Origin of the sequence: Enterovibrio qingdaonensis (genome assembly GCF_028683135.1) — a bacterium.
Classification (GTDB): Bacteria; Pseudomonadota; Gammaproteobacteria; order Enterobacterales; family Vibrionaceae; genus Enterovibrio; species Enterovibrio qingdaonensis.
This window is the reverse complement of sequence record NZ_JAJUBB010000022.1, coordinates 22,969-49,867: the sequence shown is the minus strand read 5'-3', so window position 1 is coordinate 49,867 and position 26,899 is coordinate 22,969. Positions and strand designations below refer to the sequence as shown.

The window sequence follows — 26,899 nt, the reverse complement described above, 5'->3', positions numbered from 1 at the left end:
TGAGCGAATCTGAATGATCGAACTGAGAACACCCGAATATCGTCGAGCGGCTTTTGCATTAGCATTTGGCTCATTTCTGGTGTTTTGTAATCTTTACCTTTTCCAGCCAATGTTGCCGTTGTTTGCCGATAGCTTTCATGTGTCTGCCACCAAGGTTAATTGGTTGCTTGCGGCGTCCACACTCGGAATGGCTATCAGTTTGCTGCCGTGGGCACTGTTGTCTGAAAGGTTTGGTCGTCGGCCTGTCATCGTTGTGAGCTTGATGATGATGCCGCTGGTGGGCTTTTTGTCCCTGTTTTTTTCGTCATTTTGGGGTTTGGTTGCGCTTCGGGGCGCAATGGGCATTGCACTTGCGGGATTCGCCGCAGTTGCTGTTGCCTATATGGCTGATGAGTTCAGTCCTACTGCATTGGTTGTCGCGGTGGGGGGCTATATCAGCGCAAACTCGCTAGGTGGGATTGTTGGACGCTTGACGGGCGGATTTATGTCCGAACATATCGGGTGGCAGGGGGCTGTTGTTGGGATGGCAATATTCACAACGGTAGGGGCGTTGATGGTTCATGCATTGTTGCCAAATCAACGGCACTTCAAACCGACTAAGAGCTCCTTGATTAGCCAAATAAGTTCCATCGTGAATCACTTGCAAACCCCTGTGCTTTGGGTCGCCATGTTGATCGGCGGGTTGAACTTTGCGTTATTCGTCAATATTTATTCAGTGACAACGTTCCGGCTTATCGCAGAGCCGTTTCACCTTCCTGTGAGTATCGCGTCGGCCATATTTGTTTGTTATTTGGCTGGGACGTTTTCATCACGCCTTAGCGGTCGTTGGGCTAATCGTTACTCGCCGATATCAGGGATGTACTTGGGAACCGTTGTCACCTTGTTGGGCGTTTTAGTTGCCTCAATAGAATCTGAAATTACGGTGGTGCTGGGGCTGTTGATTGTTAGCGGTGGCGCGTTCTTTACGCACTCCTTAGCGTATGGTTGGGTAAGCAGGAAAGCAACGCATTCGAAAGCCGCCGCTACAGCGCTTTATCTCTGCCACTACTATATCGGCGGCAGTCTGGGCGGTTTTTATTTAATCGGCTGCTGGGAGTATGGCGGCTGGACAGCGGTCACGTTTGGTGCTTTGACGTTAGGTGTGTTGATGTTCTTCCTGATCTACTTACTGAAAGCAAAACACAGCGCAGTGTTGGTAGAGCAAAACACCTAAACGAGATTTGGGTCAATTTGCAAACTCTAACCATGGACGTCTGCAATTATCATCGACTCGTTGCTCACATTCCTCATAATCACGGCTGCAATCTCGGCCGTGATTTTTTGCCTCGTACAGTGCGAGGTCGGCTTTTTCCAGCAGTGATGAGAAATTATCGTCCTTTGAGACGCTGGTACTGATCCCAATAGATGTGGTGATTTCGATAGGCTGGGCTAATCCTTCCATGTTGATCTCAAGTTGGCGGACATTTTCCATGATGCGTTCAGCAACTTGACGTGCATGCTCAGCGTTACATTTTGGGAGGAACAAAATGAACTCTTCGCCCCCATAGCGGCCAAAAATGTCTGATTTTCGCAGTGCAGGCTGAACAGCCGATGTGAACCCCTTAAGCACTAAATCCCCCGCTGAATGACCATACCTATCATTAACACGCTTAAATCGGTCGAGATCCATTAAGAGAACCGAATAGGGGCGAGACTTGGTACGCGTATTCTCAAAGTCTCTTTTGGCAAGCGTTAACAGCATTCTTCGGTTGTAAACGCCAGTCAGAGGATCGAGCGTTGCATGACGGTACAGTCGCATCATCATATGCAGTTTGGAGGTTTGTGCCCATATAACAAGGATGCCAATGACAGTTTGTATCCAATAGAGCGCGAAGGTATCCAGAGTCAGTAAGGCGCCGCTTTGCACGTCTACATAAACCTGCGTCAATGCAGTGACAATCATTAAGTTAAATGACTCTCGTATTGTTAGCGGGAAAATAGTTAGCATCACCACCTGAACAAAAGGCAGCAGGGTGTAGCAATAAGTAATGCTATTTATGGAGTGCGGGTAGCCCAGTACATGATTCGCGGCGAGATAGAAGATATTCATGCTAATTACGATGCTGCCAAGTGCCATTCGACAAGCATGTAAAGAGTTACGGCTTTGCAAAAATCTAACGACGAAAAGTAGGCTCGCAACAAGCACCAAACGCAAAGAAAAAAGAATGCCGTTTGGCGCGTCGACAAAGAGCAAATCGACAGGAATCCACACAAAACAAAGGATGCTCCATGTGTAACACAAGGCAATAATACGTGATCTTAAATACGTTGCTCTCGTTGTGTTGAAGCTTGCTGCATGACGTTTCGCACTTGATAACTCTTTGACTGAAACGATAAAGCGGCGAACGGAAAACTCCATGTCATCCCTTATTTCGATGTGGTTGGCGTTCAGTAATTGTTTAGGCTTCAAATTTGTTTCATGCCGATTTTTAGAGGCAAATCGACTAAGTATCAAAACAGTTACATATAAGTTCGGTCGAACGCAAAATTAACATTTGTTTCTGTGAGGTTATCGGCACTGTTGCATATTCTTTGAGCTGTAATTTTTATTGCAGGAGATTAACCGCTTGAGTTGCAGCACGCGTATCGTATTTGTTGATTCGATTCTTTAGAGAGTCATGCATATTGAGACAGTTTGGGTATAATTGCGCGATGTAAATTTTTGGGTAGCGATATGATTGATGTGTTTGGCTCGGTAATTTTGTCGGGCGTTCTCGGTGCGCAGTTAGTACTGACCTTGGTGCTGTTGAAGGGGGATATTTGTCCAGGACAGCGAGGTCGATTACACAAAGTATTTTGGGTCCTTGTGATTGGCTGGGCGTTAGTTACACCGCTATACCCGTTTGCAGCGTTACCCTTTATCTCGCTAGGCATTTTTTCCCTTCGATCTAAAACGGGCAAGACCAAGTCGTCAGGGCCGATCCCAGTTCTTTACCTTTCCAATGCATTTGGTGTGTTATCACTTGGCGTAACCCTGTTTCAATCAAGCCTTTCGGTTGCGTTACTGATGCTGTTACAAGTGATACTTGTAGGGGCAGTGACGGCGCATGTTTTGTTAATCAGAGCGCGTTCGCGGCTTCAGGCATTCCACCGCATATTGCCCGTGGCCGGTTTAGTTGCAGCAATGTTGATGGCTGCAGTAATGGCAATCTTTGGCTCTTTTAATGTCACCGATGCAATGGTGCAACACATCGTGGCATGCATGGGATTAGTGCTGGTGGGAACCTTGGTTTGGGCGCTGCATTTGTTTAGGCAAGTCGCACCAAGTCTCGTTCAAGTATTTGTTGCCTTTGCATTATTGTTTAGTGCGTCAACCGTTGCTATTTCTTCTATGACAGCAATTTAACAACGTGTGTACCGACACTGAAAAAGGGCACGAGAAGTGCCCTTTTTTATACCTGGCTCACAGTCACTTGTAGTGCGAGGGCTACACTGAATGAAGGTAAACCCAAACAATCTGGAGATACAGGGTTCAGGTTGTTTAGGTATATGACAGAGAGGAGTGTCGTCGATGGAAATCCATAATCTTGAACGCCTTGATAGTGCAATAGTGTATGGCATCGTCAATGAAAGGCTGCGCCTAGAATGCGCCAGCCTGGATGAATTTCTGCTTCAGTTTGGTATTGATAGCCAGTCATTCCAACAAAAACTGGATGAAATGGGGTGCTACTATGACCCGATGGTCAATCAGCTCAGACAAAAATAATGTCTACGTTTAGACCTTTTTAATCCCCTCTAAATGTGAATGTGATTGATGGCGCGCAGTGGCGAAAAAAGCCTGCAAATAAGGACGTTTAGCTTCCTGCGCGCGTACTGCCGCATACAATCTTCGCCAAAGCCCAGACCCTAGCGGTCTGTCCACAACTAATCCTTGCCTTGAAAACTCACTGATTGCCCAATTAGGGAGCGCAGCTACACCTAAGCCTGCGGTCACCATTTGGATAAGCATCAAAGTGTTATCTGCTGTTTTCACGTGGGCCGGTTCAATATCCGCGGGTTGCAGGAAATGTTTGATGATATCCATACGTTGTTTTTGCACGGGATAGGTGAGAAGCGTCTCGTTTGCCAAATCCTCTGGCGTAATGGTTTTCTTGTTGGCGAGAGGGTGTGTGTCAGATAGCACTAAGCGCATTTCAAAGTCGAACAGGGCCTCATAGTGGACCTCACTTCTCGGTTGTATGTCAGACGTGATAACCAAATCGAGTTCACCACTTGCAAGCGCGGGTAAAGGCTCAAAGCCAAAGCCGGACGAAAAGTCCAACGTCACTAAAGGCCAACTGAGTTTGTACTCCTTAAGGGCAGGCATTAGCCACTGGAAGCAGGAGTGGCACTCGATCGCCATGTGAAGTCGACCTTGTGCATCTTCTTTTAATGCGGATAGTTGCGCCTCGGCTTGTGCGAGTTTGGGAAGAACCTCATCAGCAAGTGTGAGAAGGACGTTTCCCTCTCCCGTAAAACGTACTGGGCGAGTTTTACGGAGAAACAAAGGAGAACCAATACGCTGCTCTAAATCCTTGAGCTGATGCGATAGAGCAGACTGTGTCAGGCAGAGCTGTGTGGCAGTTGCTGTTAACGACCCTGTGTCTCTCAATACCGATAAGGTCCGCAAGTGTTTCACTTCAATCATGAAAATTCCTCAATATCCGTTTGAGTTATTTGAGTTTGTTTTATGAACAATAATCAATCATGGTGGACATGTAAACATCTGGACGGCTAAATTTTGGAGAGAGAGCATGACCACGACACATATTTTGGGCTACCCGAGAATCGGAAATAAGCGAGAGTTAAAGTTTGCGTTAGAGCAATATTGGCAAGGTGATTTGAGCCAGCAAGGTTTACTGGACGTTGGAGCAACGATTCGTCACCACAACTGGAATGTGCAACAAGAAGCGGGCTTATCTTATGTCACCGTGGGTGATTTTGCTTGGTATGATCAAGTATTACAGACCAGTTTGACCCTTGGACACATCCCTAAACGCCACAGAAACGGACACCCTGATCTCGATACCCTCTTCCGTATTGCACGAGGCAAAGCACCCACAGGATGTGCTTGCGCTGCGTCTGATATGACGAAATGGTTCAATACTAACTATCACTACATCGTGCCGGAGTTTTCAAAGGACGACGAATTCAAGCTTTGCTGGAACCAGCTTTTTGAAGAAGTGAATGAAGCGCAGAAAGCAGGACATAAAGTGAAACCTGTTTTGCTTGGGCCTATATCTTATTTGTATCTCGGAAAGGAAAAAGAGTCTGGTTTTAATCGCTTGGATCTTTTGCCACGTTTATTGTCTGTGTATCAGAAAATCCTTGGAAAACTCAAATCACAGGGCGTCGAATGGGTGCAGATTGATGAACCTATCCTAGTGTTGGATTTGGCACCAGAATGGCGCAATGCCTACAAGTTGGCCTATCAGGTGATTGGTGGTGACGTGAAGCTGCTTCTGACAACCTACTTTGAATCCGTTGAACAGCAACTGGACATCATCAAAGACCTGAATGTAAATGGTTTGCACCTTGACCTCAGTGCCGCGCCAGAGCAGCTAAACACCATTGTAGACACACTGCCATCGGATTGGGTGCTCTCCCTTGGTGTGATTAATGGGCGAAACGTATGGAAAGCGAATCTCAGTAAGTGGGTGAACGAACTGAGTCATGTTGCCGAGGTCTTGGGTAACCGACTATGGATTGGAACAAGTTGTTCACTGCTGCATACGCCCGTTGATTTGCAGCAGGAAACTTCTTTAGATGATGATGTGAAATCTTGGTTGGCCTTTGCAAAGCAGAAGGTGAGTGAGGTTGTACTCCTGTCGAGCGCATTGTCTGGCAACGCGTCTGCTCGCGAAGCGTGCGATGTTTATAGTGAAGCAATCATTGCTAGAGCCTCGAGTTCAAGAGTTAACAAGCCCCAAGTTCAAGCGCGTCTGAATACGATTACAGATGCATTGGCTGAGCGTGAACTTCCTTATGCTGATCGCGCTGAGGCACAAAAAGCATCTCTGTCATTGCCGCGTTTTCCAACCACAACCATTGGCTCATTTCCCCAAACATCGGAAATACGTCAACAACGCCGCGCCTTAAAGTCAGGCGCGTTATCTGAACCTGATTATGTGGCCGCAATGCAAGGTCATATTAAAGACGCGATAGAACGTCAGGAAAAGCTAGGTCTGGATGTGTTGGTGCATGGCGAGCCTGAGCGAAATGACATGGTGGAGTACTTTGCAGAAAACCTAGATGGCTTCGCGGTCACCCGTTTTGGCTGGGTCCAAAGCTATGGTTCTCGTTGCGTTAAACCTGCCATTATCGTTGGAGACATTTCAAGAGATGCACCGATTACGGTGGATTGGACAACGTACGCTCAAAGCCTGTCACAAAAGCCAGTAAAGGGTATGTTAACTGGGCCAGTTACCATTTTAGGTTGGACTTTCCCTCGTGAGGATCTCTCGCGTAAAGAGATTGCAGAACAAATTGCGCTGGCATTGCGCGATGAGGTAGCTGACCTACAAGATGCGGGTATCAAAGTTATCCAAATTGATGAGCCAGCTATTCGAGAGGGCATGCCGCTGAAAGCGAGTGATTGGAAGACGTACTTAAACTGGGCAGTGAGAGCGTTCAAAATCTCCGCGAGCAGTGCTAAGCCGCAGACTCAGATTCACACTCATATGTGTTACAGCGAGTTTAATGACATTATCGACTCTGTTGCTGCATTGGATGCCGACGTGATTACCATCGAAACGTCCCGCTCAGATATGGAACTACTCGAAGCATTTGAAGCGTTTTCATACCCCAACGAAATTGGTCCTGGTGTCTACGATATTCACTCACCGAACATTCCGTCCGTTGAGAGTATTGTGGGCTTGCTTGAGAAAGCGCGTAAGACCATTCCGGACGAACGTTTATGGGTAAACCCTGATTGCGGATTGAAAACGCGCTCTTGGGGAGAGGTGGAAGCGGCATTGTCCAGCTTGGTCGAGGCTGCCGTTACCCTTCGAGAAACGTCAAACTAAAATCTGTTCGTGAACGCGCACATTGACCGCGAATAAGGGCTTTTGCCGACATCAGGATTGTGATTCAGGTGGAGGCAAAAGCCCGCTTTCTGGCGGTATCTAAAAATATGTTCAACAATTAGTTAACATATTTGGAGGTGTGCTTAGATGGCGAAACGCGTTTTATATTCGACGATTACAACAGTTCTGGTTGGGCTGTTTTTTTCGTTTCTTGCCGCCGTCTCTTTACATCAGTCTGAAAAACAGGCTGTTGCGCATGAAGTTCAAAAGGATGTTGAGAATGCTGCCTTATCGCTTGGGAGAGAACTAAACATCGCGATTGAGCTACTTTATGCCTTGAGAAATCAGCTAAATGTGAGTGACGAAGTAAACGAAGAAACCTTCGTGAGTTTTGCAGAAAGCGTGATGAACAGACACCCCAATATCCGGTCTATGGAATGGGCGGAGGTTGTCGATAGCAGAGATAGAGACCTTTATGAAGCAGAGGCTGCGCTGGAATTTGCGTTATTTGAAATCGTTGAACTCAGTGATAACGGTGACTTGGTAAAAGCGCAGGCGAGAAATCGCTACTTCCCTGTAAAATATATTACGCCTTATGAGGATAATCAGAACGTATTAGGGTTTGATCTTGCGTCTCGCGAGAGTATGAAAAATGCGTTAGAAATGAGTTGGTATCGAGGGGTACCTATCGCGACACCTGCCATACGATTGAAGCGAGAATTCGAGGATCTCAGTGGCTTTTTGATGCTTTTACCTGTGTTTCATGGCGCCCCTGAAACCGATGCGGATAGGGAAGATGCGCTGCATGGTTTTTTGCTTGCACTTTTTGACGTCAAAGATATTTTCCAGATGGCCATCAACAATACAGTAAAAGAGTCGATCAACCTGTCATTGTTGGATAAAGGCCTAAGTGCCAATAACCAGGTTATCTTCAAAAGTACGGTAGATCTCTCGGAGCCGCCTAACACTGCCTTTTTGTATTCGTCAGAGCCCATTTACTTTGCAGGGCGTGAGTGGGTACTCCAAGGAGCACCTTCTTCGCAATACGTAAACAGCCGGATGAGCCTCTTCCCCCAGATCATTTTCTTTGTTGGCGTCGCAATTTTCACCTTGCTGGCTTATCTCATATACATACTCCAGCACCGGGCGTTAAGTGTGCAAAGGCGAGTTGATGCCAAAACGCGAGAACTTAGAGAAGCCAATAAGAAACTCGAGAAGATGTCCAAAAGTGATGGGCTTACCGGTTACTACAATCGTGAGTACTTTGAAGCCAGTGTGCAAAGTGAAGTAGGGAGAGCACACAGGGATAGGATTCCCATTAGTTTGCTTATCATTGAAATCGACAATATGTCTCGTTATAACACCCGCCATGGGCGAGTCGCGGGAGACAAAATCATTCGCCTCGTTGGGCAGGCAATCAGTGATACGTTGAAACGCCCGAGTGATTTGTTAGCGAGATATGGTGGTGAAACGTTCGCGATTTTATTACCAAATACACATGACGGCTCCCCAATGGCCGATATCTGCATTAACGCTGTTAAGGCACTGAAATTACCGTTCGATAAAGATGCGGGTGGAGAGGTTATATCGATTAGTGTGGGTGGCGTGAGCGTTTCGAATACTGAAAATCTAGAAGCATCTAAACTCGTTGCTTACGCTGAGATTGCGTTGAGTAAGGCCGTTGCATTGGGACGTAATCAATCGAATTGGATCAATGCACCAGAAAAAAATCAGCCTCTAGAAAGAGGCTGATTGGCATGCAGAAGATTCGAGGCGATTGTGATTAGTTAACCCAATCGCGCAATTGGAAGCTCAGAGTGTGCTCACTATTTTTCAGTTCAAGCGTTTGCTTCTCAAGAGACACTTCACTCCAGTCACCCAGAACGTTAGTCATCACGCCTTCAACAGCCATTGCTGGCTCAGGGCATGCCATCATTGTGGTTGCCATGTTGTCGATGCGGAATTGGCCTTCGTTTAGCTCAGCTTGTCCGAAGTAACGGTTACAACCCGCATGGCCATTTGCAGTAAATGACTCGCCAATCTCCAGATTCGGTGCCGCAAAACCTTCAGGCAGGTTCAATGGCTGGCCATCAACGCTAACGAGAACCCAATTGTGGTGCTGCATGTTCGCTTGAGACACTTCCATTGAATCACCCATTAGTGACGCGCTGTTTGAACAGCCAGCCAGAATTGCTGGAGCTACCAGCATTGCGATTGCCATCTTTTTCATCTTGAACTCCAGATATTTGAGTAGGTCGACGCGCACTTCAGTAGTTTCGAATGCCCTGAATACTGCCGCCGATATCTAAATGACATTGTAGTTGAGGCAGGGTTCCCTTAGCGAGGGGCTTACCACCAAAAAAAACTACCGTCATTATTCGTATTATCGGAAATGAAGCAAGTCAGTTTATTGTAAATCCAACCATTTTGCGCTGGATATTGCACAAATAATAGGCATCTCTTCGAAGGAAGCGTGGAAAGACAAGATGATATGGTTTTATAGACAAAAAAGCCCCCTATCGAAATAGGGGGCAAATGTTACCATCGCATAAATGTAATTATTGTTGGAATTCGTTTCCGGTGGCGGTTGGATTAACCGAAGTCACCGTTTACATAACCACGTGTACGATCATCGCGTGGGTTTGCAAAGATATTCGCGGTTTCGTCGTGCTCAACGAGTTCTCCCATCAGGAAGAATGCAGTACGGTCAGAGATACGACGTGCCTGTTGCATCGAGTGCGTTACGATGACGATGGTGTAGTTTTTCTTTAACTCTTCCATCAGGTCTTCAATTTTCTTAGTCGCAATGGGGTCAAGTGCCGAAGTTGGTTCATCCATCAGAATGACTTCTGGTTCCATCGCGATAGTACGCGCAATGCACAGGCGTTGCTGCTGACCACCGGACAGGCCGAATGCATGGGATTTCAAACGGTCTTTTACTTCATCCCACAGTGCTGCGCCACGTAAGCTTTTCTCAACGACTTCGTCTAGCGTCTTTTTGTCTGTCACGCCTTGAGCGCGCAGACCATAAGCGACATTGTCATAGATGCTCATTGGAAATGGATTTGGCTTTTGGAAAACCATACCCACTTTAATGCGCAAGTTAGAGACGTCGATATTGCCGTAAACGTTCTCGTTATCTAGTTTCAGGCGACCGTCGATTTTCACACCTTCAATCAGGTCATTCATACGGTTCAAGCAGCGTAGTAGGGTAGATTTACCACAACCAGAGGGACCGATCAGTGCAGTCACTTTCTTGCTCGGGATCGGCAGGTTAATGTTCTTCAGTGCGTGATTCGCGCCGTTTCCGTAGAAAAGGTTTAGGTTTTCAATTTCAAATTTATTTGCAGTCAACATTGTATTCTCTCCCGGGCTCAGTAAGTGGCTTTGCTAAATTTGCTGGCGATAATCTTGGTCAGCATGTTGATGAGTAGCACAACAACAATCAGTACGGTGGCGGTGGCATATGCCTGATTCCACTCGTGAACTGTGTAGAGCTCCTGGGTTAATTTATAAAGATGGACAGTCAGAGTACGGCCCGAATCCATAATGCTATCTGGGATACGTGCAACCATACCGGCTGTCAGAAATACAGGTGCAGATTCGCCAATAACGCGGCCTACACTCAAAATAATGGATGTCACGATACCTGGCATCGCGGCAGGAAGAATGAGCTTCCAAATGGTATAAATCTTCGAAGCACCCAGACCGTATGAACCTTCACGGTACGTCTGAGGAACTGCCATTAATGCTTCTTCTGTTGTACGGATAATTACCGGCAGAATCAGGATGCTGAGTGTCAGTGCACCAGACAAAATTGAAAAGCCCAGTCCTAAAACTGCCACGAAGAACGTCATACCAAACAGACCGAAGATGATAGACGGAATACCCGCCAGAGATTCGGTACAGAAACGAATGACCTTAACCAACTTACTGCCTACCTTCGCGTATTCGGTCAGGTAGATAGCCGTCATGATGCCGATGGGTGCTGCAATCGAGATGGACGCAATCACCATGTAGATGGTTGATACGATCATCGGCCAAATGCCTGACTCTTCGCCAATGCGCGTGTAATTGTTGGTAATGAATGACCAGTTTACGTATTGCAGACCGTTACTCAGGATGTACCAGATAATCCAGAACAAGAAACCAACGGTGAGTCCTGCGGCAACCCATACGGTAGCCAGAGAAATCTTGTCTTTAAGTTGACGAGAAAGCATCGTAATTACCTCGCTTTTTCACGATTTAGGTAAAGCAGAGCAGCGTTCAGAACCATGATAAATACCAAGAGAACGATACCCGTTGCGTACAGCGCACTTGCGTGAACGCCGGACGCATAAGACATTTCAAGTGCAATGTTGGCTGTCAGCGTTCGTGCAGATTCCAATAAGCCGTTTGGCATAGCCGGGGCGTTGCCCATCACCATGATGATTGCCATGGTTTCACCTAGTGCACGCGCTATGCCGAGAATAACGCCTGTCATAATCCCTGAGCGTGCGGCAGGAACGAGCAGTTTAAACGTGGTAAACATCTGTGATGCGCCCAGAGCCAAAGAGCCTTCTTTGTAGACTTTTGGTACTGCGCGTAATGAGGTTTCGGATACGGCGATAACCGTTGGCAGAATCATAACTGCCAGAACGATGATACCTGCAAGCAGCGTGTTACCTGCGGGTACGTTAAATACATCTTGAATCAGCGGAACAATGATAACCAGACCAAAAAAGCCATAAACCACTGAAGGAATGCCTGCCAACAGTTCGACTGCTGGACGGATGATGTTCGCTAGCCACTTTGGTGCGATTTCAGCGATGAATACAGCAGTTAGTACTGCAACGGGCACACCCAGAGCGACGGCTCCTGCGGTTGAAGCCAGAGAGGCAACAATCATCGGTGCAATGCCATAAAGTGCTGGTGGAAGCCACTCAGAGCCGGTGACGATACCTGTAACGCCTGCTTCTTGAATCGCTGGGATACCTTCAAGGAAGATGAAGTAGCCGATGGTTGCTAGAGAAAGCACGCCTAAAATTGCTGCTGTCAGGAATAGTGTGCGGAAGATATCTTCACGCCAGTCGCGCTTTTGGCGACGATTCAGACTGCGAGTTGGCAGTACTACGGTTTGTTCGTTTGCGATGGTCATTTCTCACTCCTTATTGCCAATCTCTGGCAGGGAGGTATTTCTTAAAATAGGCCTGACAAATACCGTCAGGCCAAAGTGTTAGTCGGGTTTACTGAACAGGTACGTAACCTTGTTTTGACACAATTTTTTGGCCGTCTGGAGAGACTACCCAGTTCAAGAACTCATCAGCTGCTGCTGAAGGTTTGCCGTCTTTGCTCAGAACAAGGAAAGGACGTGCTACTTTGTAGTCGCCAGCAGCAACCGCTTCTGATGAAGGTGCGACGCCGTTAACTTTGAGGGGCTTTAGAGACTCATCGATTGAGCCTAATGAAATGTAGCCGATGGCGAATGGGTTGTTTGCGACGATGGTTTTAATCACACCGTTACCGTTACCCACTTGCGCACGTTGAGAAATAGCAGAAACCGTTGTTCCGTTAATCTTACGCTTCAGGCCCATAATGTCTTCGAATGCGCCACGTGTGCCAGAGGCTGTGTCACGGGTCACAACCACGACGGGTTTGTTTTCACCGCCGACTTCAGACCAGTTCTTCACTTCACCGCGGTAGATTTTTGCAATTTGCTCTACGGTCAGGTTATCCAACGTATTTGCGTTGTTCACGACAACTGCGATGCCATCGCGAGCAATAACAGTTTCTTTCAATGCAGGCTCTTTTTCTGATTCTTTCAAGTCGCGAGATGCCATGCCGAACATTGAAGTACCGTTTTTCGCTGCTTTAACACCAGCAGACGAACCAGTACCTTGAACTTCAATAAAGGTGCTGTTGTTTTGGTTATGATACGTCTCAGCAAGAACTTCCATGACTTCTGTTACAGAGGTTGAACCTGAAATTGTGATTGTTTCTTGAGCAGAAGCTGTGTGGGCAACCAATGCGCCAGCCATACACAGGGCAGTAAAAACTTTTGATTTCATAGTAACTTTCCTTAAACGTTGCCTTTCTCGAAGGAGGTGTTTGAATCAACGAAGGCAACTTTAGGTAAGTTATATGACAGTCATGTTTCAGTTAATTGAAGCATTCATGACGAGATTAAGTACTTTTAATGACACAGGTGGCTCAAAAATGGTCAGATTAAAATATTGTCGTATATGTAAAATACGAAATATTAATCGTTAGTTTTGGCTGGCGACTCGATTATTTATCACGTGAACGTCATTTAACCATGAGTCTACTTGGGAAAGGTTCATAGGTCTTCCGTACCAGAAGCCCTGGATTTTGTCACACCCGATCGACATTAAGTATTGTCCCAACGCCTCTGTCTCAACACCTTCAGCAACCACAGAGCAATCTAAGCTATGTGCAAGGTAAATGGTTGATCTAACTATGGCTTCATGATTAGAGCTATAGAGAAGGTCGGTGACAAAGCTGCGGTCAATCTTAATTTCATCAATCGGCATATTGCTCAATATAGAGAGTGAGGAAAAACCGGTACCGAAATCATCGATGCTAAGGGAAACGCCCAATGTTTTTATTTTTTCCAGCACTGCTTGGGCTTTTTTGGGGTTTTGCATCATGCTGGTTTCAGTGATTTCTAACGTTAGTTGGGAAGGCTGAATGGCATAGTCCCTGAGTAACTTTCTCAGGAAGGGTTCAAGACTGTTGTCTTCAATGTCTCGTACCGACAAGTTAACTTGAACGTGGGGTGCCATTCCTTTATCTGCCCATTCAGCCAATTGGGCCACTGTTTTTTGAAGTACCCAACGCGTTATTTGGTGAATGGCGTTAGTTTGTTCTGCGATAGGAATGAACTCATCAGGACTTACGGTGTAACCATTGCCAAGAGGCCATCGAATCAATACCTCGAACGTTGTTTTACGAGAGGCGTTGACGTTTAGGACGGGTTGAAAGTACAAGTCAAAATCCATATTGACCATCGCGACTTGGAGCATTTGTGCCAATTCGACTTTATCGTAAAGCTGTCTGTAAGACGCGGCTTCATAGACGGCATAGGGGACTTGGATACGTTTGGCACTGTACATGGCGATTTCAGAGCGTTTCAAAATATCTTCAGAACACGAACCATGCTCGGGATACAGTGAGACACCGATGGTATTCGTTAAGTTGACGTCATGGTCATTAATGGTCTGCGGGTGATCAAGATAGGATTGTATGGTTTCAATGTAATGTGCAACGTTCGTTGTTTCTGGACTATTTATGATGAATGTAAATCGATTTCCACTGGTTCTGGCGAGGAAAATATCTTGTTCAACAAACTCACGTAGTCGTTCGGAATACTGATAAAGCACGCTGTCCCCAGCTTGGTGCCCGAATACTTCATTGATATGGTTAAAATTATTGATGTCCACCGTCGCGACACCGAACCTTTGTTGAGTAGTTTCAAAATCATGAATGTGTTGATTAATGGTTTGCAGCAGAAACCGTCGATTAGGAAGCCCAGTCAGACTGTCATGGGATTCGTTGTGACGCTGCTGAAACTCAGCAAAAGCAATCCGTTCCATGCTTTGTGAGACGACACCAAAAATCATCACGCAAAAAATCCCGCCACCAAAAAACACCATGGAAACCACAAACTCGATGACGCTGATTTTATCCATCATCGCCATATAGCCGGTAAAAACGACGTAGCCGAGAACAAAGCCAAGCATGACGGGAATAAAGCTGAAGGTGGAGGGGCGACGATCTTTGTGATAGAGGGAAATCGAAGATCGTAATGCCGATATCAGGGCGAGCATACCGAGGAGCACAAGGATTATTGATATCGATTTCAACATCGTATTGCTATCAGCCTACTTCATTAAAAGAAAGAGGCTGTCACGGAGGGCATGACAGCCGAGACATTCTTAAATGTAGCTGAGAAATAGCAAACTTGAGAACAATGTCACTCTTTGAGCCAATGCCTGTTAGTCACAGCAGACAGGGCAGTTTGGATTCTTGAGCAAGTTAAAGCTGCGCCATTGGCTTTCCATCGCGTCAAACATCATGAGCTTTCCGGTAGGTAAAGCGGCAAATTTTGACACGACCTTGATCGCCTCTAACGCCTGCATCGCGCCAATCACACCAACGACAGGAGAGAGAATTCCTGCTTCAACACAACTCAGTGCTTGTTCACCAAACATGGCACTTAAACACTGGTAGCAAGGCTCATTGTCACCATAAGTAAAGACAGCGACTTGGCCTTCAAGGCGAATGGCAGCACCACTGACTAGCGGTGTTTTGTGCTTAAAGCACAAGCGGTTCAATTGATTGCGTGTATCTACGTTGTCACTGCAGTCCAGAACGAGGCTATGTTTTTCTATCAACTCAGAAAGCGCATCGTCATTTAAACGGGTAGAAATCGTGTTAACCGTCAAATGAGGGTTGAGAGCAGTAAGTGAGCGTGCCGCAGAATCGACCTTTAAATCACCAATCGTTGCATCACTGTGGAGCACTTGGCGTTGGAGGTTGGACAATTCAACCTTGTCGTCATCGATGAGCGTTAGCTCCCCGACGCCTGCGGCGGCAAGATACTGACTGGCAGCACAGCCGAGTCCGCCGGCACCGAGTACAAGCACCTTGCTTTGTTTGAGGGCTTCTTGGCCCTCAAAATCAAATTGGCGCAATATGATTTGGCGATTATATCTGAGCTCTTCTTCCGGAGAGAGAATATCCACGTTCATCCTTTAACTTAAAACAGCGTTGAATGGCTCGATAGTCACGCTTTCACCGACCTCAACGTGGCCACGATCTTGCTCCAATACAGCAAAGCAGTTAGCAACAGAAAGCGAACTGAACGCACCTGACCCTTGGTTGCCAGTGGTGCCAACAATAAGGTCACCGTTTTCATCCAATCGATAAACAGCGCGCTGGTAGTCCGCACGGCCCGGTGATTTTTTAAAACGGCTCTCTGCTTTTGCTTTCAGTTGAATGGTTGGTTGCCATTGGGTGTGGCCAGAAAGTTTAGCAAGCAGCGGCTGAACCAAAACATGCAGGGTAACCAGAACGGAGACTGGGTTACCTGGCAAACCACAGAATAGCGCACCTTTCACGCGGCCAAAGGCAAAGGGCTTGCCGGGCTTGATGGCAATCTTCCAAAAACCCACTTCGCCTTCTTGGTCCAAAATATCTTTGGTGTAGTCGGCTTCGCCAACGCTTACGCCACCAGATGTGACAATGACATCGGCAATATCCGCCGCATGTAAAAAGGCTTCACGAAGTTTTTCAGGACAATCTGGAACGACGCCTAGATCAATTGCTTCGCAGTGCATTTTTTCAAGCATTGCGCGAATGGTATAGCGGTTACTGTCGTATATCTCGCCTTTCCCCAGCGTCTCTCCAACTTGGCGCAGTTCATCACCTGTAGAGAAAAACGCAACTGTTGGTCTTCTCATAACAGGCACATCGGCGATGCCAAGCGTCGCTAGAAGGGGAACTTCGCGAGGTGTCAGCAGTGTTCCTTTTGGAATAACCACATCGCCAGTTTTTACATCATCGCCCATTGGACGAATGTTTTGCTGGGCAACAGGCAGAACAGTGAAGGTAACGTTATCGCCTTCAACGCTTGTTTGCTCTTGCATGATGACAGCGTCAGCACCTTCTGGGATTTCTGCACCTGTCATGATGCGGATACAAGTCCCTTTGGGCCAATCGCCTTCAAAAGGGACACCCGCAAAAGACTTACCCGCGAGAGGCAACGTCTGGGTAGCCACGAGGTCTTCACATCGCACGGCGTAGCCATCCATCGCAGAATTTGCAAAAGGTGGTACGTTGATTGGGGATAGAATGTCTTCTGAGGTAATGCGGTTTTGCGCATTAATAAGGGAGACAGTTTCGGTAGCCGTAATAGGCGTAGTGTCATTAAGAAGCGTCTCAATGGCCGTGGAAACGGGCATCAGTCCAGGAGTATCGCAACAACCCATAAAAAAATCTCGGTAGTTTTAAGCTATACATTAGCTATCAGCAGAGCAAAAAAGCATTATCTCAGACTTTGTTTGTCGAAACTAATGCCCGCATGCATTTCAAGGTGTAATTTTATGACTATTAACGTTATGCTTCAAAAATCTGACAGAAATTGATCCTTGTCCTCAATAGGCGAGTAATAACAATACCTGAGCAAATTGAAGACCTTGACGCAATCAAGTTTTACGCTGGGTACAATAACAACATTGGAACGATCCGAGGGTTTTTTATGACAGCATTGAGCGATTCTGCAAAGCGAGTTCGTGAAGCGCTAGTGGCGCGTGGTATCGAAACTCCAATGCAGTCCGGTTCGTCGATGACCGCCGAAGAAAAGAAAGAAAAAATCGAGTATCACATGCGGGAGATTCTGTCCGTTATCGATCTCGACCTTGAAGATGACAGTTTGATGGAAACACCTGCGCGTATTGCGAAGATGTATGTCGACGAAGTGTTTTCAGGCTTGGACTACGCTAACTTTCCGAAAATCACGGTGATTGATAACAAAATGGGCTGTGATGAAATGGTGAGAGTGAAAAATATTACACTCACCAGTACGTGTGAGCATCACCTCGTGACCATTGATGGATCATGTACTGTCGCTTATCTACCGAAAGATAAGATAATTGGTCTCTCTAAGATTAATCGCATCGTGCGTTTTTTTGCGCAGCGACCACAGGTACAAGAGCGTCTTACGCGACAAATTCTGGTGGCACTGCAAACCTTGCTGGAAACCGACAACGTGGCTGTGCACATGAACGCGACCCATTATTGCGTTAAAGCGCGTGGTGTGATGGATGCAACGAGTGTGACAACAACGACTGCGTTAGGCGGTGTATTTAAGAAGAATGCGGCAACACGTGCTGAGTTTCTGCACGGCATATAGTCAGGCGGCTTCTTCAAAATTGGTAATAAAAAAGCACCCTAGGGTGCTTTTTTTGTAGGTATCACGGTAGTGATGAAGACTACTTCATTACTGCTGCAATCGCTTTACATAGCGGACCCATGTTTGAACGGGTCATGCCTGCGACGCTGATACGGCCAGAGCCTACGATGTATACCGCAAATTCGTCTTTCAAACGTGCAACCTGATCTTTGTTCAGACCAGAGAAGGAGAACATACCGTTCTGGCGTTCGATAAAGCTAAAGTCTGCGTCGACACCTTCTTCTTTAAGTGAAGTAACAAACAACTCACGCATTGCTTGAATGCGGTCACGCATGTCGGCAACTTCTTGCTCCCATTCAGCGCGAAGCGCAGCATCACCAAGGATTTCGGTAACAACAGCAGCACCGTGTGCTGGTGGGTTAGAGTAAATCACGCGAGCAATGCTCTTCACTTGGCTAAATGCAGTTGCTGCTTCTGATGGGGATGTACCCACCAAGGTAAATGCACCTACACGCTCATTGTACAAACCAAAGTTTTTAGAGAATGAGCTTGCGATGAGCAGCTCGGGACAAACTTCGGTAAAAATACGAAGGCCAGCGGCATCTTCTTCCACGCCTTTCGCAAAACCTTGGTATGCGAAGTCAAACATTGGTAGCAGTGCTTTTTCTTTACATAGTGCAGCAAGCTCTTTCCATTGTGCCGTGTCTGGGTCAATACCGGTTGGATTGTGACAGCAGCCATGTAGAAGAACGACGTCGCCTGCATTCGCGGTTTGCAGATCTGCAACCATAGCAGCGAAATCCATGTCTTTTGCTTCTGCGTCATAGTAACCATATTGTGTTACTTCTAAGCCTGCCGCAGCAAACACGCCGTTGTGGTTTGCCCACGTTGGGTTACTTACCCAAACTTTCACATCACCAAGTTGGCGTTTGATGAATTCAGCTGCAAGACGCAGGGCACCTGTGCCACCTGGGGCTTGCGCAGTTTGCGCGCGTTTGTCTGCAATAATTGGTGCGTTTTCACCGAATAGCAGTTTTTGAACTGCCAGACCGTATTCTGGTGTACCTGGAATGCTCAGGTAAGATTTGGTGGTTTCTTTCTCAAGAAGAATGGCTTCCGCTTTTTTAACGGTCGCTAGAACAGGGGTATTTCCAGATTCATCCTTGTAAATACCTACACCCAAGTTAATTTTCTCAGCGCGAGGATCGGCTTTGAAATCTTCAGTGAGGCCTAGAATAGGGTCGGCGGGAGCCGCAACAATTTTTTCAAACATCTTCGTTCATCCATGGCGTTGTTAAAAGGTACAGCCTTTTTTATACCATTTTGATTCGTTGTAATAAAACGGAAATTTTAACTAATTCACTCTTCAATGAAGAAGGGGCAGTTTCGGGCATTCTTTTATCAATTGAGCAAAGAAATAGACGCAGTTAAACGAAGAAATATGCGAAACACCTCGCGATTAAATGGCTATGGGCAAAAGATTCATTAAATACCACAGACTATATATGCGGGAAAATGAATAAAGAAGAAATGCGGGAGGGAGTAGTGGAATGAAAAAATATAACGTTCAAAAAAGGCTGCTTAGCAGCCTTTTCTCTTCAGGATGTTAGCGTTTGTGGTGTGATTTGTGTACCCACTCATTGATATGTTTCAAAATGGCTTGTACCGCATGGTCTTTTGTCGCTTCTTGTCCATGCTCGACGTGTAGCTTTCCTTCTTCTACAGGTACGTGTCCTGTAATGTCCTCTGCAATATGAAGCCAGTCAGGGTGCCAATAGTAAGGCTGTCCCATTGACAAACTCCAGCTATGTACGCCGTTTGTTTCACCATGGTAGTGAATATCGCTTTCGTTATATTTACTCATGATAGCCTCTTATCCTTTTCGTCGATTGCTTTCCTACATGCCTTGAATTTAGCACTGTCTGGAGGCGAAGAGGTGGAATCAATCTAAGATTCCAGAAACAAATAAAGAGAGGTGTTGAGAAGGGGCTAAAACAAAAAAACCTCCGACAATGCGGAGGTTTTTAGAGTTACTCTCGTGAGGACGACTTAGAAGTTCGCGCTACGAGGAGTACGTGGGAATGGAATAACGTCGCGAACGTTGCCCATACCTGTTACGTAAGAAACCAAACGCTCAAAGCCTAGACCGAAACCAGCGTGTGGAACGGTGCCGTAACGGCGAAGATCGCGGTACCAGCTCATGTGCTCAGGATCGATGTTCATTGCGCGCATGCGAGCATCTAGAACATCAAGACGTTCTTCACGCTGCGCACCACCGATGATCTCACCAATGCCAGGTGCCAGAACGTCCATTGCTGCTACTGTTTTACCGTCTTCGTTCAAGCGCATGTAGAATGCTTTGATGTCTTTCGGGTAGTTTTTCACAATAACTGGAGCTTGGAAGTGTTGTTCTGCAAGGTAACGCTCGTGCTCAGAAGCAAGGTCAATACCCCACTCAACAGCATTCTCAAACGTTTTACCAGACTGAAGCAGGATCTCGATAGCATCCGTGTAATCAACTTGTGCGAAGTCTGATTCAACGAATTTCTCTAGACGCGTGATCGCTTCTTTGTCGATGCGTTGTGCAAAGAATTCAAGATCGTCGCGGCGCTCTTCCAGAACAGCTTTAAACACAAACTTCAGCATGTCTTCTGCCAGTTTTGCAACGTCGTTCAGGTCTGCAAATGCAACTTCTGGTTCAACCATCCAGAATTCCGCTAGGTGGCGGCTGGTGTTTGAGTTTTCAGCGCGGAAAGTCGGGCCGAAGGTGTAAACCTTGCTCAGCGCACATGCATAGGCTTCTGCGTTCAACTGACCAGATACCGTCAGGAAGGTCTCTTTACCAAAGAAATCTTCGTTGTAATCAACGGTGCCTTTATCAGTGCGTGGTAGGTTTTCCAGATCCAGTGTTGATACACGGAACATTTCACCTGCACCTTCTGCATCAGATGCAGTGATCAGTGGTGCAGAAACCCAGAAGTAACCTTGTTCGTGGTAGAAGCGGTGAATCGCTTGCGCCAGACAGTTACGAACACGCGCAACAGCACCAATTACGTTGGTGCGAGGACGTAGGTGAGCAACTTCACGCAGGTACTCAATAGAGTGGCGTGTTTTAGCCATTGGGTAAGTGTCAGCATCTTCAACCCAACCAACAACTTTTACGTCGGTTGCTTGTAGTTCAAACGCTTGGCCTTGACCTGGGCTTTCTACAACTTTACCCGTAACTTCTACAGAACAGCCTGTAGTAAGACGCAGTACTTCTTCGTTGTAATTATTCAGCTCATTAGGAACAACCGCCTGAATTGGGTCAAAACAAGAGCCGTCATAAATGGCAAGGAAAGAAATACCGGCTTTTGAATCACGACGTGTGCGGATCCAACCGCGAACAGTGACTTCTGTGTCTACTGCCGCTTTGCCGTGCAGGACGTCTGCTACAGGCACATAGTTCATAATTTGCATCTAACTCCGTTGAAGAATACTCGATGACCTGTTGTCACCGAGCTAGGATAATTCGCACTAGGACAGAAGAGTTTACCTGCATACCTAAACTACCTCAAGATGCAGAATTGGCAAGGCTTCACTATCTTTTACGTTCGACGAAATTTTGTGCAAAAAGCCATCATATTTGTACGCTTATTTCAGGGCTGTGGTCTTGATTCGCTGCGCAGGACGACACGGATACCGTTTTGCCTCCAGTCAAAGAGTGACAGTTAGTGGAATTCAGTTTGAGCTTGCTGCCAATATTCAGTAGCATCGCCGCGCAAAGATTTAACTTACAAACACGGGAATGCACGAAATGCACACTGAACTGTTTAAAGAATTCATGTTTGAAGCTGCCCATAGACTGCCACATGTACCGGAAGGTCATAAATGTGGTCGCTTGCATGGTCACTCTTTCTTAGTGCGTATTTACGTGGCGGGCGAGGTTGATCCACACACAGGGTGGGTGATCGATTTCTCCGAGATTAAGAAAGCTTTCCAACCAATCTATGATCGTTTGGACCACTACTACCTCAACGATATTGAGGGGCTGGAAAACCCAACCAGCGAAGTGTTAGCGAAATGGATTTGGGATGAGTTGAAACCAGCGTTGCCTTGCTTAAGCAAAATCATGATCAAAGAAACCTGTACGGCAGGTTGTCTATACACTGGCGAGTAACGCAGTAAAAAAGGGCCGGTCGGCCCTTTTTTCTTTTCGATAGATGCTTACGCGATATCGAGGTATTTGTGGGTCTGAATAGAAAGACGCCAGTTGTTTTTAATGCAGGTTTCAATACACAGTGCTGTAGCTCTTGGCTTTTGACTAATAGGCTGCAGTGCGACTTCTTTTCCTGATAAATCGATGTCCGCAAGAAGCTCTGTGAGCTTTTCTATGTCTGTTTCTGTCCCAACTGGGTGCTTTATTTCATTGGCTCTCGCCAGTGTGCTTTTCAATACCGGTAATTTACCGCGCATGTTGATTTTCGGAGACACGGTGACCCAAGTGTTTGCAGATGTGCGAACGTCGTAAGTACCACTTGTTTCAATTTGGCAACGGTATCCATTCGCCTCTAATTGTGTGGTAAGGGGCACCAAGTCAAACATGCAAGGCTCTCCGCCTGTAATCACGACATGTTTTGCTGAATAGCTTTCATTCAAATAATCGACAATATTTTCTGAGGTTGCTTCGGCCCAAAGTGGACTGTCGCCGGTTTTTGCGATGACAGTGCCAAAATCACGCTGGTCAGATGCCAACGTATCCCAAGTTTGTCGAGTGTCGCACCAAGGACAACCTACAGGACAACCCTGTAAGCGAACAAAAACTGAAGGTACGCCAGTAAACGTGCCTTCGCCTTGAATGGTTTCAAAAATTTCGTTGACGTTGTACATACCGCTAAACGTTCTTAATGCATAGATTGGGCGGGATTATGTCAGGTTAGCGAAGGGCTGTCTTGGTTAGAAACATCCTGATACACCCGCAGCAAAATAAACGGCATATAACTGCTTGATTTTTGGTCTTCGCGCTGAATCTAATGTAATTGAAATAAATTGCTCGTGATGTGTATCACGTCATTCTCTCTTGCTGCTTCACAATTAGTTCGCAAAGTAAAAAAATTCATTATTAATGAAAGTAAAAAGGAATTTGGGATGATTCTCGCCCAGCCAGGACACATAGATCACATAAAGCGTAATAACGCTGGCGCAGTTTATAAGTTGATCGATCAGCTAGGGCCTATTTCCCGAATTGAACTTTCTAAGCGCAGTCAACTAGCCCCCGCGAGTATCACTAAGATAACGCGTGAATTGATTGATGCGCATTTAGTCAAAGAGACTGAGTATGGCGAGCCCGCCAGCCGAGGTCGACCAGCTATTGGGTTGGTACTCGACAACGAAGGTTGGCAGTTTCTTTCTCTGCGCCTAGGCCGAGGGTATTTGACGCTGGCACTGCACGAACTTGGCGGCGATATCTTAGTAGAAGAGCGAAAAGACATTGATATCCTTGACCAAGAGACGTTGCTAACGCTGATTCAAAACCGTATCAATCACTTCTTCTCTGTCCATGCCAACGTGGTTGACCGAGTAACAGCGGTTGCTGTTTCGCTTCCCGGTTTGGTGAACAGTGCGCAAGGTGTGGTGATTCAAATGCCACACTTTAATGTCCACAATATGCCGCTTGGCGCAGCCATTCATCGCTCCACAGGTCTGCCTGTTTTTATAGGCAACGATACGCGTTCATGGGCACTGGCTGAAAAGCTATTTGGCAATGCAAGAGACGTAGAAAATTCGGTGTTGGTGTCCATTCACCACGGCGTCGGTGCTGGCATCATGATTGATGGCAAAGTACTGGAAGGGCAGATCGGAAACATTGGCGAATTGGGGCATATTCAAATCAAACCCTTTGGCAAACGATGCTTCTGTGGCAATAACGGCTGTTTGGAAACGGTGGCTAGCCTACAGTCAGTTTTAGAAGACACACAGGCGCTATTAGACCAAGGGCATGAGAGTGTTTTACAAGGAAGAAAACTGTCAATAAACCTCCTTTGCCAAGCAGCTGTGAAAGGTGACCCAGTAGCCGTGAACGTGATCACAGAATTGGGGCATAATCTCGGCCAAGCCATCGCCATTACCGTGAATTTATTCAACCCTCAAAGAATATTAATTGGGGGTGAGTTAAATCAGGCGAAGTCAGTACTTTATCCGGCGATTATGGATCGTATTCAAAACCAGACATTGCCTCAGTACTTTGAGCACTTGGAATTAGACGAAGCCTTTTTCTATACACAAGCTACGATGCCGGGAGCAGCACTCGTAAAACGCGCGATGTATGAAGGGTATTTATTGATGAAGGTGCTGGAAGGTTAGTCCAGCATTGTCGTAGTCAGCATGAAAAAAGGAGCCAATCGGCTCCTTTTTCGTTTTATGTATTACCCAAATGGATACCACATCATCACAGTATCAGCGTTACGCTTGATGAGTGCCAAAGTGACGCCGAGGGCAAGAATGGCAAGCACACCCCAGTCTTTACTTGTCAGCACGCGTTGATTGTACCAAGTACGTGAGTTGTAACGACCAAATCCACGCAGTGTCATCGCATTGGAGATTTCATCAGCCCGATCCAAGCTTGAAAAAATCAGCGGGATAAGAATCTTGGTTACGCCGCGAAATCGATCCATCAAGGGAGCATTTTTAGAAAAATCGACACCTCGCGCTTGTTGAGCGTGCATGATGTTAACAAAGTCGTTTTTCACTTCCGGCAGGTAGCGTAAGGTCAGGCTAACCGCATAGGCAATTTTGTATGGAACACCGACGCGATTCAGGCTTGATGCAAATTCAGTTGGGTGCGTGGTAAACACAAAGACCAACGCAATAGGGAACATGCTGAAGTACTTGAGCGTGACTGTACATAGGTAATACAGTGTTTCCTGGGTTAATGTGTAGTTACCCGGTAACGTCATGAGTTCAGTGGTTGTGCCTAAAACCTCAGAGCCTTGTTGTGGCGCGACCGCAAACATAAAAATGGCGTTTGTGGTTAACACACTAAGCGTGCCCAGCAATAGAGGTTTATATACCTGAAAAGCAACACCCGTTGTTTTCAGAAGGGTTAAGCCCAACAAAATCATGACGACAATAATGCGCAGGTCAAATGTGGTCAGAACAACGGTTATCCATGCCATCAGCAAGGCAAATTTTGTGATGCCATTAAGCCCATGCAACGGAGACTTTGTATCAACGTAGTTGATTCCAAATTTCATCTTAGAGGTCTTCATTTCGCACTGCTCTCTGCGTCGATAAACTGCTGCATAAAGCCATTGATATCGGCTATTCCGCATTTCTCTGCAAGCTGATAAAGGCTGGTGGTCGTTAAGTTAGCTGCATCCAGCAATTCAGACTGGCTGAATACCGTGGTCATTGGCGCATCTGTCATCAGTTTGCTGTCAGCGATAACAATGGAACGTGTGGTGTATTCCAGCACCAGATGCATATCGTGTGAAATGATCATCACGGTGATCCCACGCTCTTTGTTCAAACGTTTAATGAACGACAGCATGGCTGTGTAATTGCGATAATCTTGGCCAGCCGTCGGCTCATCGAGGATCAGTAGTTCTGGCTCCATAACCAGAATCGACGCAATGGTCACACGTTTCTTCTGACCGTAACTTAGCGCATCAATCGGCCAATGGCGGTATTTGCTAAGCCCACAAAATTCAAGTACGTCGAGCACACGCTTTTCGATTTCTACGTCACTTAAACCTTGGTTATGCAGGCCAAACGCGACTTCATCCATGATCATATGATGGCAAATCATATGATTTGGGTTTTGCATGACAACGCCAACTTTCTTGCTGCGTTCGTAAATTGTTAAATCAGCAAAGTCCTGTCCATCGAAATGTATGGAGCCAGCATCAGGTTCAACGACGCCCATGATGAGTTTGGTTAGTGTCGATTTTCCTGAGCCATTCTTGCCAAGAACAGACACGATTTCGCCACGACGAACTGAAAAAGAAATGTCTTCTAGTGCATTTTTTTCGCCGTCATAGGAGTAGGAGATATTCTCCAACGTCAGCAGTGTTTCGTTTTCAGCAACCGGTTCCTGTTGTGCGTAAGACGAATGCCAAGACTGAATGGTTGGCGCGATGGCTTCAATATCCATTTGGTCGAGATAGGCTGGGTTATCACTGGCTTTGAGGTCATAACCTGCGTGCTTTATGGCAGAAAAATACAAAGGTTCGCGAATGCCGTGCTTTTCAAGAAGGCCTGATACCAGCATGTCGTTTGGTGACATATCAGCAATGATTTGCCCACTTTCCATCAAAATAACGCGGTCGACATGTTTGGTCAGTACATCTTCCAGACGGTGTTCGATGATGATAACCGTCTTGCCGGTATCACGATGCAGTTGGTCGATGATCTCGATGGTGCGCTTACCCGTTTTCGGATCAAGTGCAGCGAGCGGTTCATCAAACAGCAGGATTTCGACGTCATCTACCAAAATACCGGCAAGAGAAACGCGCTGCTTTTGACCGCCAGAAAGGTCTTGAGGTGCATGGTTGAGCAGTGTTTCGAGTTCCACCATTTTCGCGGTGGACTTAACCAACGGATACATCTCTGCGACAGGCATGCGTTGGTTCTCAAGCGCAAACGCAATATCTTCGCCAACACTGAGGCCAACAAATTGGCTGTCAGTATCTTGAAGTACGGTGCCTACTTGTTCAGTGAAGTGCACCAATTTCATGGTTTGTGCATCCATACCGTTGATCAGCAGTGAACCCGTGGTTTCACCTTCAATGGAATGGGGGATAAGGCCATTAATGCATTGGCCAAGTGTAGATTTACCACTGCCGCTTGGGCCAATGATGAGGATTTTTTCGCCTTTATTAATTGTTAGGTCAATGCCTTTTAGCGTTGGATTGACCAATGCGTCGTAGCGAAAAGTAAAGTTTTTAAATTCGATGGTCATAGCAAA

General features: G+C 46.5%; 24 protein-coding genes. 8 read left to right on the top strand and 16 right to left on the bottom strand.

Annotated elements, in window-relative coordinates:
- Positions 1 to 13 precede the first annotated feature (13 nt).
- Positions 14 to 1,213, top strand: a complete 1,200-nt coding sequence (locus LRP49_RS21290) for an MFS transporter (protein ID WP_274144783.1) — start codon at positions 14 to 16, stop codon at positions 1,211 to 1,213.
- Between the two features lie 12 nt (positions 1,214 to 1,225).
- On the opposite strand, the gene LRP49_RS21285 is transcribed toward LRP49_RS21290, so the two are convergent.
- Entirely contained in the window at positions 1,226 to 2,449 is a 1,224-nt protein-coding gene (locus LRP49_RS21285) for a GGDEF domain-containing protein (RefSeq protein ID WP_274144781.1), read from the bottom strand.
- Positions 2,450 to 2,713: 264 nt separating this feature from the next.
- Between LRP49_RS21285 and LRP49_RS21280 the strand changes: the two genes are divergently transcribed.
- Both LRP49_RS21280 and LRP49_RS21275 read left to right on the top strand, forming a co-directional pair.
- Positions 2,714 to 3,385 (top strand): hypothetical protein, encoded by a 672-nt coding sequence (locus LRP49_RS21280; RefSeq protein WP_274144779.1) that lies wholly within the window; start codon positions 2,714 to 2,716, stop codon positions 3,383 to 3,385.
- Between the two features lie 165 nt (positions 3,386 to 3,550).
- Complete coding sequence (locus LRP49_RS21275; RefSeq protein ID WP_274144777.1) at positions 3,551 to 3,745, top strand: DUF4250 domain-containing protein; 195 nt, start codon at positions 3,551 to 3,553, stop codon at positions 3,743 to 3,745.
- A gap of 9 nt (positions 3,746 to 3,754) precedes the next feature.
- Here LRP49_RS21275 and metR read toward each other — a convergent pair whose 3' ends face one another.
- A complete protein-coding gene (gene metR, locus LRP49_RS21270; RefSeq protein ID WP_274144775.1) occupies positions 3,755 to 4,666 on the bottom strand; it encodes an HTH-type transcriptional regulator MetR in 912 nt (303 codons plus the stop codon).
- 106 nt (positions 4,667 to 4,772) lie between these two features.
- Here metR and metE point away from each other — a divergent pair, with 106 nt between their 5' ends.
- A complete protein-coding gene (metE, locus tag LRP49_RS21265; protein ID WP_274144773.1) occupies positions 4,773 to 7,043 on the top strand; it encodes a 5-methyltetrahydropteroyltriglutamate--homocysteine S-methyltransferase in 2,271 nt (756 codons plus the stop codon).
- Positions 7,044 to 7,190: 147 nt separating this feature from the next.
- Complete coding sequence (locus tag LRP49_RS21260) at positions 7,191 to 8,795, top strand: CHASE domain-containing protein (protein WP_274144771.1); 1,605 nt, start codon at positions 7,191 to 7,193, stop codon at positions 8,793 to 8,795.
- 31 nt (positions 8,796 to 8,826) lie between these two features.
- Here the strand turns inward: LRP49_RS21260 and LRP49_RS21255 are convergent, their stop codons facing one another.
- The 8 genes from LRP49_RS21255 to moeA form a co-directional block, all read right to left on the bottom strand.
- Entirely contained in the window at positions 8,827 to 9,273 is a 447-nt protein-coding gene (locus LRP49_RS21255; protein ID WP_274144769.1) for an META domain-containing protein, read from the bottom strand.
- 362 nt (positions 9,274 to 9,635) lie between these two features.
- Entirely contained in the window at positions 9,636 to 10,400 is a 765-nt protein-coding gene (gene pstB, locus LRP49_RS21250; protein WP_274144767.1) for a phosphate ABC transporter ATP-binding protein PstB, read from the bottom strand.
- Between the two features lie 17 nt (positions 10,401 to 10,417).
- Positions 10,418 to 11,263 (bottom strand): phosphate ABC transporter permease PstA, encoded by an 846-nt coding sequence (gene pstA / locus LRP49_RS21245; RefSeq protein ID WP_274144765.1) that lies wholly within the window; start codon positions 11,261 to 11,263, stop codon positions 10,418 to 10,420.
- Positions 11,264 to 11,268: 5 nt separating this feature from the next.
- Positions 11,269 to 12,180: a phosphate ABC transporter permease subunit PstC gene (gene pstC / locus LRP49_RS21240; protein ID WP_274144763.1), complete on the bottom strand. Its 912-nt coding sequence runs from the start codon at positions 12,178 to 12,180 to the stop codon at positions 11,269 to 11,271.
- An 88-nt stretch (positions 12,181 to 12,268) separates the two neighbouring features.
- Positions 12,269 to 13,090 carry a phosphate ABC transporter substrate-binding protein gene (locus LRP49_RS21235; protein WP_274144761.1) on the bottom strand — a complete coding sequence of 274 codons (822 nt, stop codon included), beginning with the start codon at positions 13,088 to 13,090 and terminating at the stop codon, positions 12,269 to 12,271.
- A gap of 198 nt (positions 13,091 to 13,288) precedes the next feature.
- Positions 13,289 to 14,908 carry a putative bifunctional diguanylate cyclase/phosphodiesterase gene (locus LRP49_RS21230; RefSeq protein WP_274144759.1) on the bottom strand — a complete coding sequence of 540 codons (1,620 nt, stop codon included), beginning with the start codon at positions 14,906 to 14,908 and terminating at the stop codon, positions 13,289 to 13,291.
- 129 nt (positions 14,909 to 15,037) lie between these two features.
- Positions 15,038 to 15,787: a molybdopterin-synthase adenylyltransferase MoeB gene (gene moeB, locus LRP49_RS21225; RefSeq protein WP_274144757.1), complete on the bottom strand. Its 750-nt coding sequence runs from the start codon at positions 15,785 to 15,787 to the stop codon at positions 15,038 to 15,040.
- Positions 15,788 to 15,796: 9 nt separating this feature from the next.
- Entirely contained in the window at positions 15,797 to 17,032 is a 1,236-nt protein-coding gene (moeA, locus tag LRP49_RS21220; protein WP_274144755.1) for a molybdopterin molybdotransferase MoeA, read from the bottom strand.
- Between the two features lie 269 nt (positions 17,033 to 17,301).
- Between moeA and folE the strand changes: the two genes are divergently transcribed.
- Entirely contained in the window at positions 17,302 to 17,955 is a 654-nt protein-coding gene (gene folE / locus LRP49_RS21215; protein WP_274144753.1) for a GTP cyclohydrolase I FolE, read from the top strand.
- Between the two features lie 79 nt (positions 17,956 to 18,034).
- Here folE and LRP49_RS21210 read toward each other — a convergent pair whose 3' ends face one another.
- The 3 genes from LRP49_RS21210 to asnS all read right to left on the bottom strand — a co-directional run bounded on the left by LRP49_RS21210 (position 18,035) and on the right by asnS (position 21,405).
- On the bottom strand, positions 18,035 to 19,228 hold the full coding sequence (locus LRP49_RS21210; protein WP_274144751.1) for an amino acid aminotransferase: 1,194 nt from the start codon (positions 19,226 to 19,228) through the stop codon (positions 18,035 to 18,037).
- 333 nt (positions 19,229 to 19,561) lie between these two features.
- Positions 19,562 to 19,819 carry a hypothetical protein gene (locus LRP49_RS21205; protein ID WP_274144749.1) on the bottom strand — a complete coding sequence of 86 codons (258 nt, stop codon included), beginning with the start codon at positions 19,817 to 19,819 and terminating at the stop codon, positions 19,562 to 19,564.
- Between the two features lie 185 nt (positions 19,820 to 20,004).
- Positions 20,005 to 21,405 (bottom strand): asparagine--tRNA ligase, encoded by a 1,401-nt coding sequence (gene asnS / locus LRP49_RS21200; RefSeq protein ID WP_274144826.1) that lies wholly within the window; start codon positions 21,403 to 21,405, stop codon positions 20,005 to 20,007.
- Between the two features lie 346 nt (positions 21,406 to 21,751).
- On the opposite strand from asnS, the gene queD reads away from it, so the two are divergent.
- The gene (queD, locus tag LRP49_RS21195) at positions 21,752 to 22,114 is read left to right on the top strand and encodes a 6-carboxytetrahydropterin synthase QueD (protein ID WP_274144747.1); all 363 of its coding nucleotides are present in this window, start codon (positions 21,752 to 21,754) and stop codon (positions 22,112 to 22,114) included.
- A 47-nt stretch (positions 22,115 to 22,161) separates the two neighbouring features.
- On the opposite strand, the gene queE is transcribed toward queD, so the two are convergent.
- Positions 22,162 to 22,824: a 7-carboxy-7-deazaguanine synthase QueE gene (queE, locus tag LRP49_RS21190; RefSeq protein WP_274144745.1), complete on the bottom strand. Its 663-nt coding sequence runs from the start codon at positions 22,822 to 22,824 to the stop codon at positions 22,162 to 22,164.
- Between the two features lie 258 nt (positions 22,825 to 23,082).
- On the opposite strand from queE, the gene mlc reads away from it, so the two are divergent.
- The gene (mlc, locus tag LRP49_RS21185) at positions 23,083 to 24,297 is read left to right on the top strand and encodes a sugar metabolism global transcriptional regulator Mlc (RefSeq protein ID WP_274144743.1); all 1,215 of its coding nucleotides are present in this window, start codon (positions 23,083 to 23,085) and stop codon (positions 24,295 to 24,297) included.
- A 62-nt stretch (positions 24,298 to 24,359) separates the two neighbouring features.
- Here the strand turns inward: mlc and LRP49_RS21180 are convergent, their stop codons facing one another.
- Positions 24,360 to 25,202, bottom strand: coding sequence for an energy-coupling factor transporter transmembrane component T family protein (locus tag LRP49_RS21180; protein WP_274144741.1), 843 nt, complete (start codon positions 25,200 to 25,202; stop codon positions 24,360 to 24,362).
- A complete protein-coding gene (locus LRP49_RS21175; RefSeq protein ID WP_274144739.1) occupies positions 25,199 to 26,893 on the bottom strand; it encodes an ABC transporter ATP-binding protein in 1,695 nt (564 codons plus the stop codon). The genes LRP49_RS21180 and LRP49_RS21175 overlap by 4 nt, the downstream gene beginning before the upstream one ends.
- Positions 26,894 to 26,899: the final 6 nt, after the last annotated feature.

Coding starts and splice junctions, on each gene's coding strand:
- LRP49_RS21255 (WP_274144769.1), bottom strand. CDS start 9,273: ATGAAAAAGATGGCAATCGCAATGCTGGTAGCTCCAGCAATTCTGGCT.
- asnS (WP_274144826.1), bottom strand. CDS start 21,405: ATGAACTATGTGCCTGTAGCAGACGTCCTGCACGGCAAAGCGGCAGTA.
- LRP49_RS21235 (WP_274144761.1), bottom strand. CDS start 13,090: ATGAAATCAAAAGTTTTTACTGCCCTGTGTATGGCTGGCGCATTGGTT.
- LRP49_RS21230 (WP_274144759.1), bottom strand. CDS start 14,908: ATGTTGAAATCGATATCAATAATCCTTGTGCTCCTCGGTATGCTCGCC.
- pstB (WP_274144767.1), bottom strand. CDS start 10,400: ATGTTGACTGCAAATAAATTTGAAATTGAAAACCTAAACCTTTTCTAC.
- LRP49_RS21175 (WP_274144739.1), bottom strand. CDS start 26,893: ATGACCATCGAATTTAAAAACTTTACTTTTCGCTACGACGCATTGGTC.
- folE (WP_274144753.1), top strand. CDS start 17,302: ATGACAGCATTGAGCGATTCTGCAAAGCGAGTTCGTGAAGCGCTAGTG.
- mlc (WP_274144743.1), top strand. CDS start 23,083: ATGATTCTCGCCCAGCCAGGACACATAGATCACATAAAGCGTAATAAC.
- pstC (WP_274144763.1), bottom strand. CDS start 12,180: ATGACCATCGCAAACGAACAAACCGTAGTACTGCCAACTCGCAGTCTG.
- queE (WP_274144745.1), bottom strand. CDS start 22,824: ATGTACAACGTCAACGAAATTTTTGAAACCATTCAAGGCGAAGGCACG.
- moeA (WP_274144755.1), bottom strand. CDS start 17,032: ATGGGTTGTTGCGATACTCCTGGACTGATGCCCGTTTCCACGGCCATT.
- metR (WP_274144775.1), bottom strand. CDS start 4,666: ATGATTGAAGTGAAACACTTGCGGACCTTATCGGTATTGAGAGACACA.
- LRP49_RS21260 (WP_274144771.1), top strand. CDS start 7,191: ATGGCGAAACGCGTTTTATATTCGACGATTACAACAGTTCTGGTTGGG.
- LRP49_RS21205 (WP_274144749.1), bottom strand. CDS start 19,819: ATGAGTAAATATAACGAAAGCGATATTCACTACCATGGTGAAACAAAC.
- LRP49_RS21210 (WP_274144751.1), bottom strand. CDS start 19,228: ATGTTTGAAAAAATTGTTGCGGCTCCCGCCGACCCTATTCTAGGCCTC.
- LRP49_RS21290 (WP_274144783.1), top strand. CDS start 14: ATGATCGAACTGAGAACACCCGAATATCGTCGAGCGGCTTTTGCATTA.
- metE (WP_274144773.1), top strand. CDS start 4,773: ATGACCACGACACATATTTTGGGCTACCCGAGAATCGGAAATAAGCGA.
- LRP49_RS21180 (WP_274144741.1), bottom strand. CDS start 25,202: ATGAAGACCTCTAAGATGAAATTTGGAATCAACTACGTTGATACAAAG.
- pstA (WP_274144765.1), bottom strand. CDS start 11,263: ATGCTTTCTCGTCAACTTAAAGACAAGATTTCTCTGGCTACCGTATGG.
- queD (WP_274144747.1), top strand. CDS start 21,752: ATGCACACTGAACTGTTTAAAGAATTCATGTTTGAAGCTGCCCATAGA.
- LRP49_RS21275 (WP_274144777.1), top strand. CDS start 3,551: ATGGAAATCCATAATCTTGAACGCCTTGATAGTGCAATAGTGTATGGC.
- LRP49_RS21280 (WP_274144779.1), top strand. CDS start 2,714: ATGATTGATGTGTTTGGCTCGGTAATTTTGTCGGGCGTTCTCGGTGCG.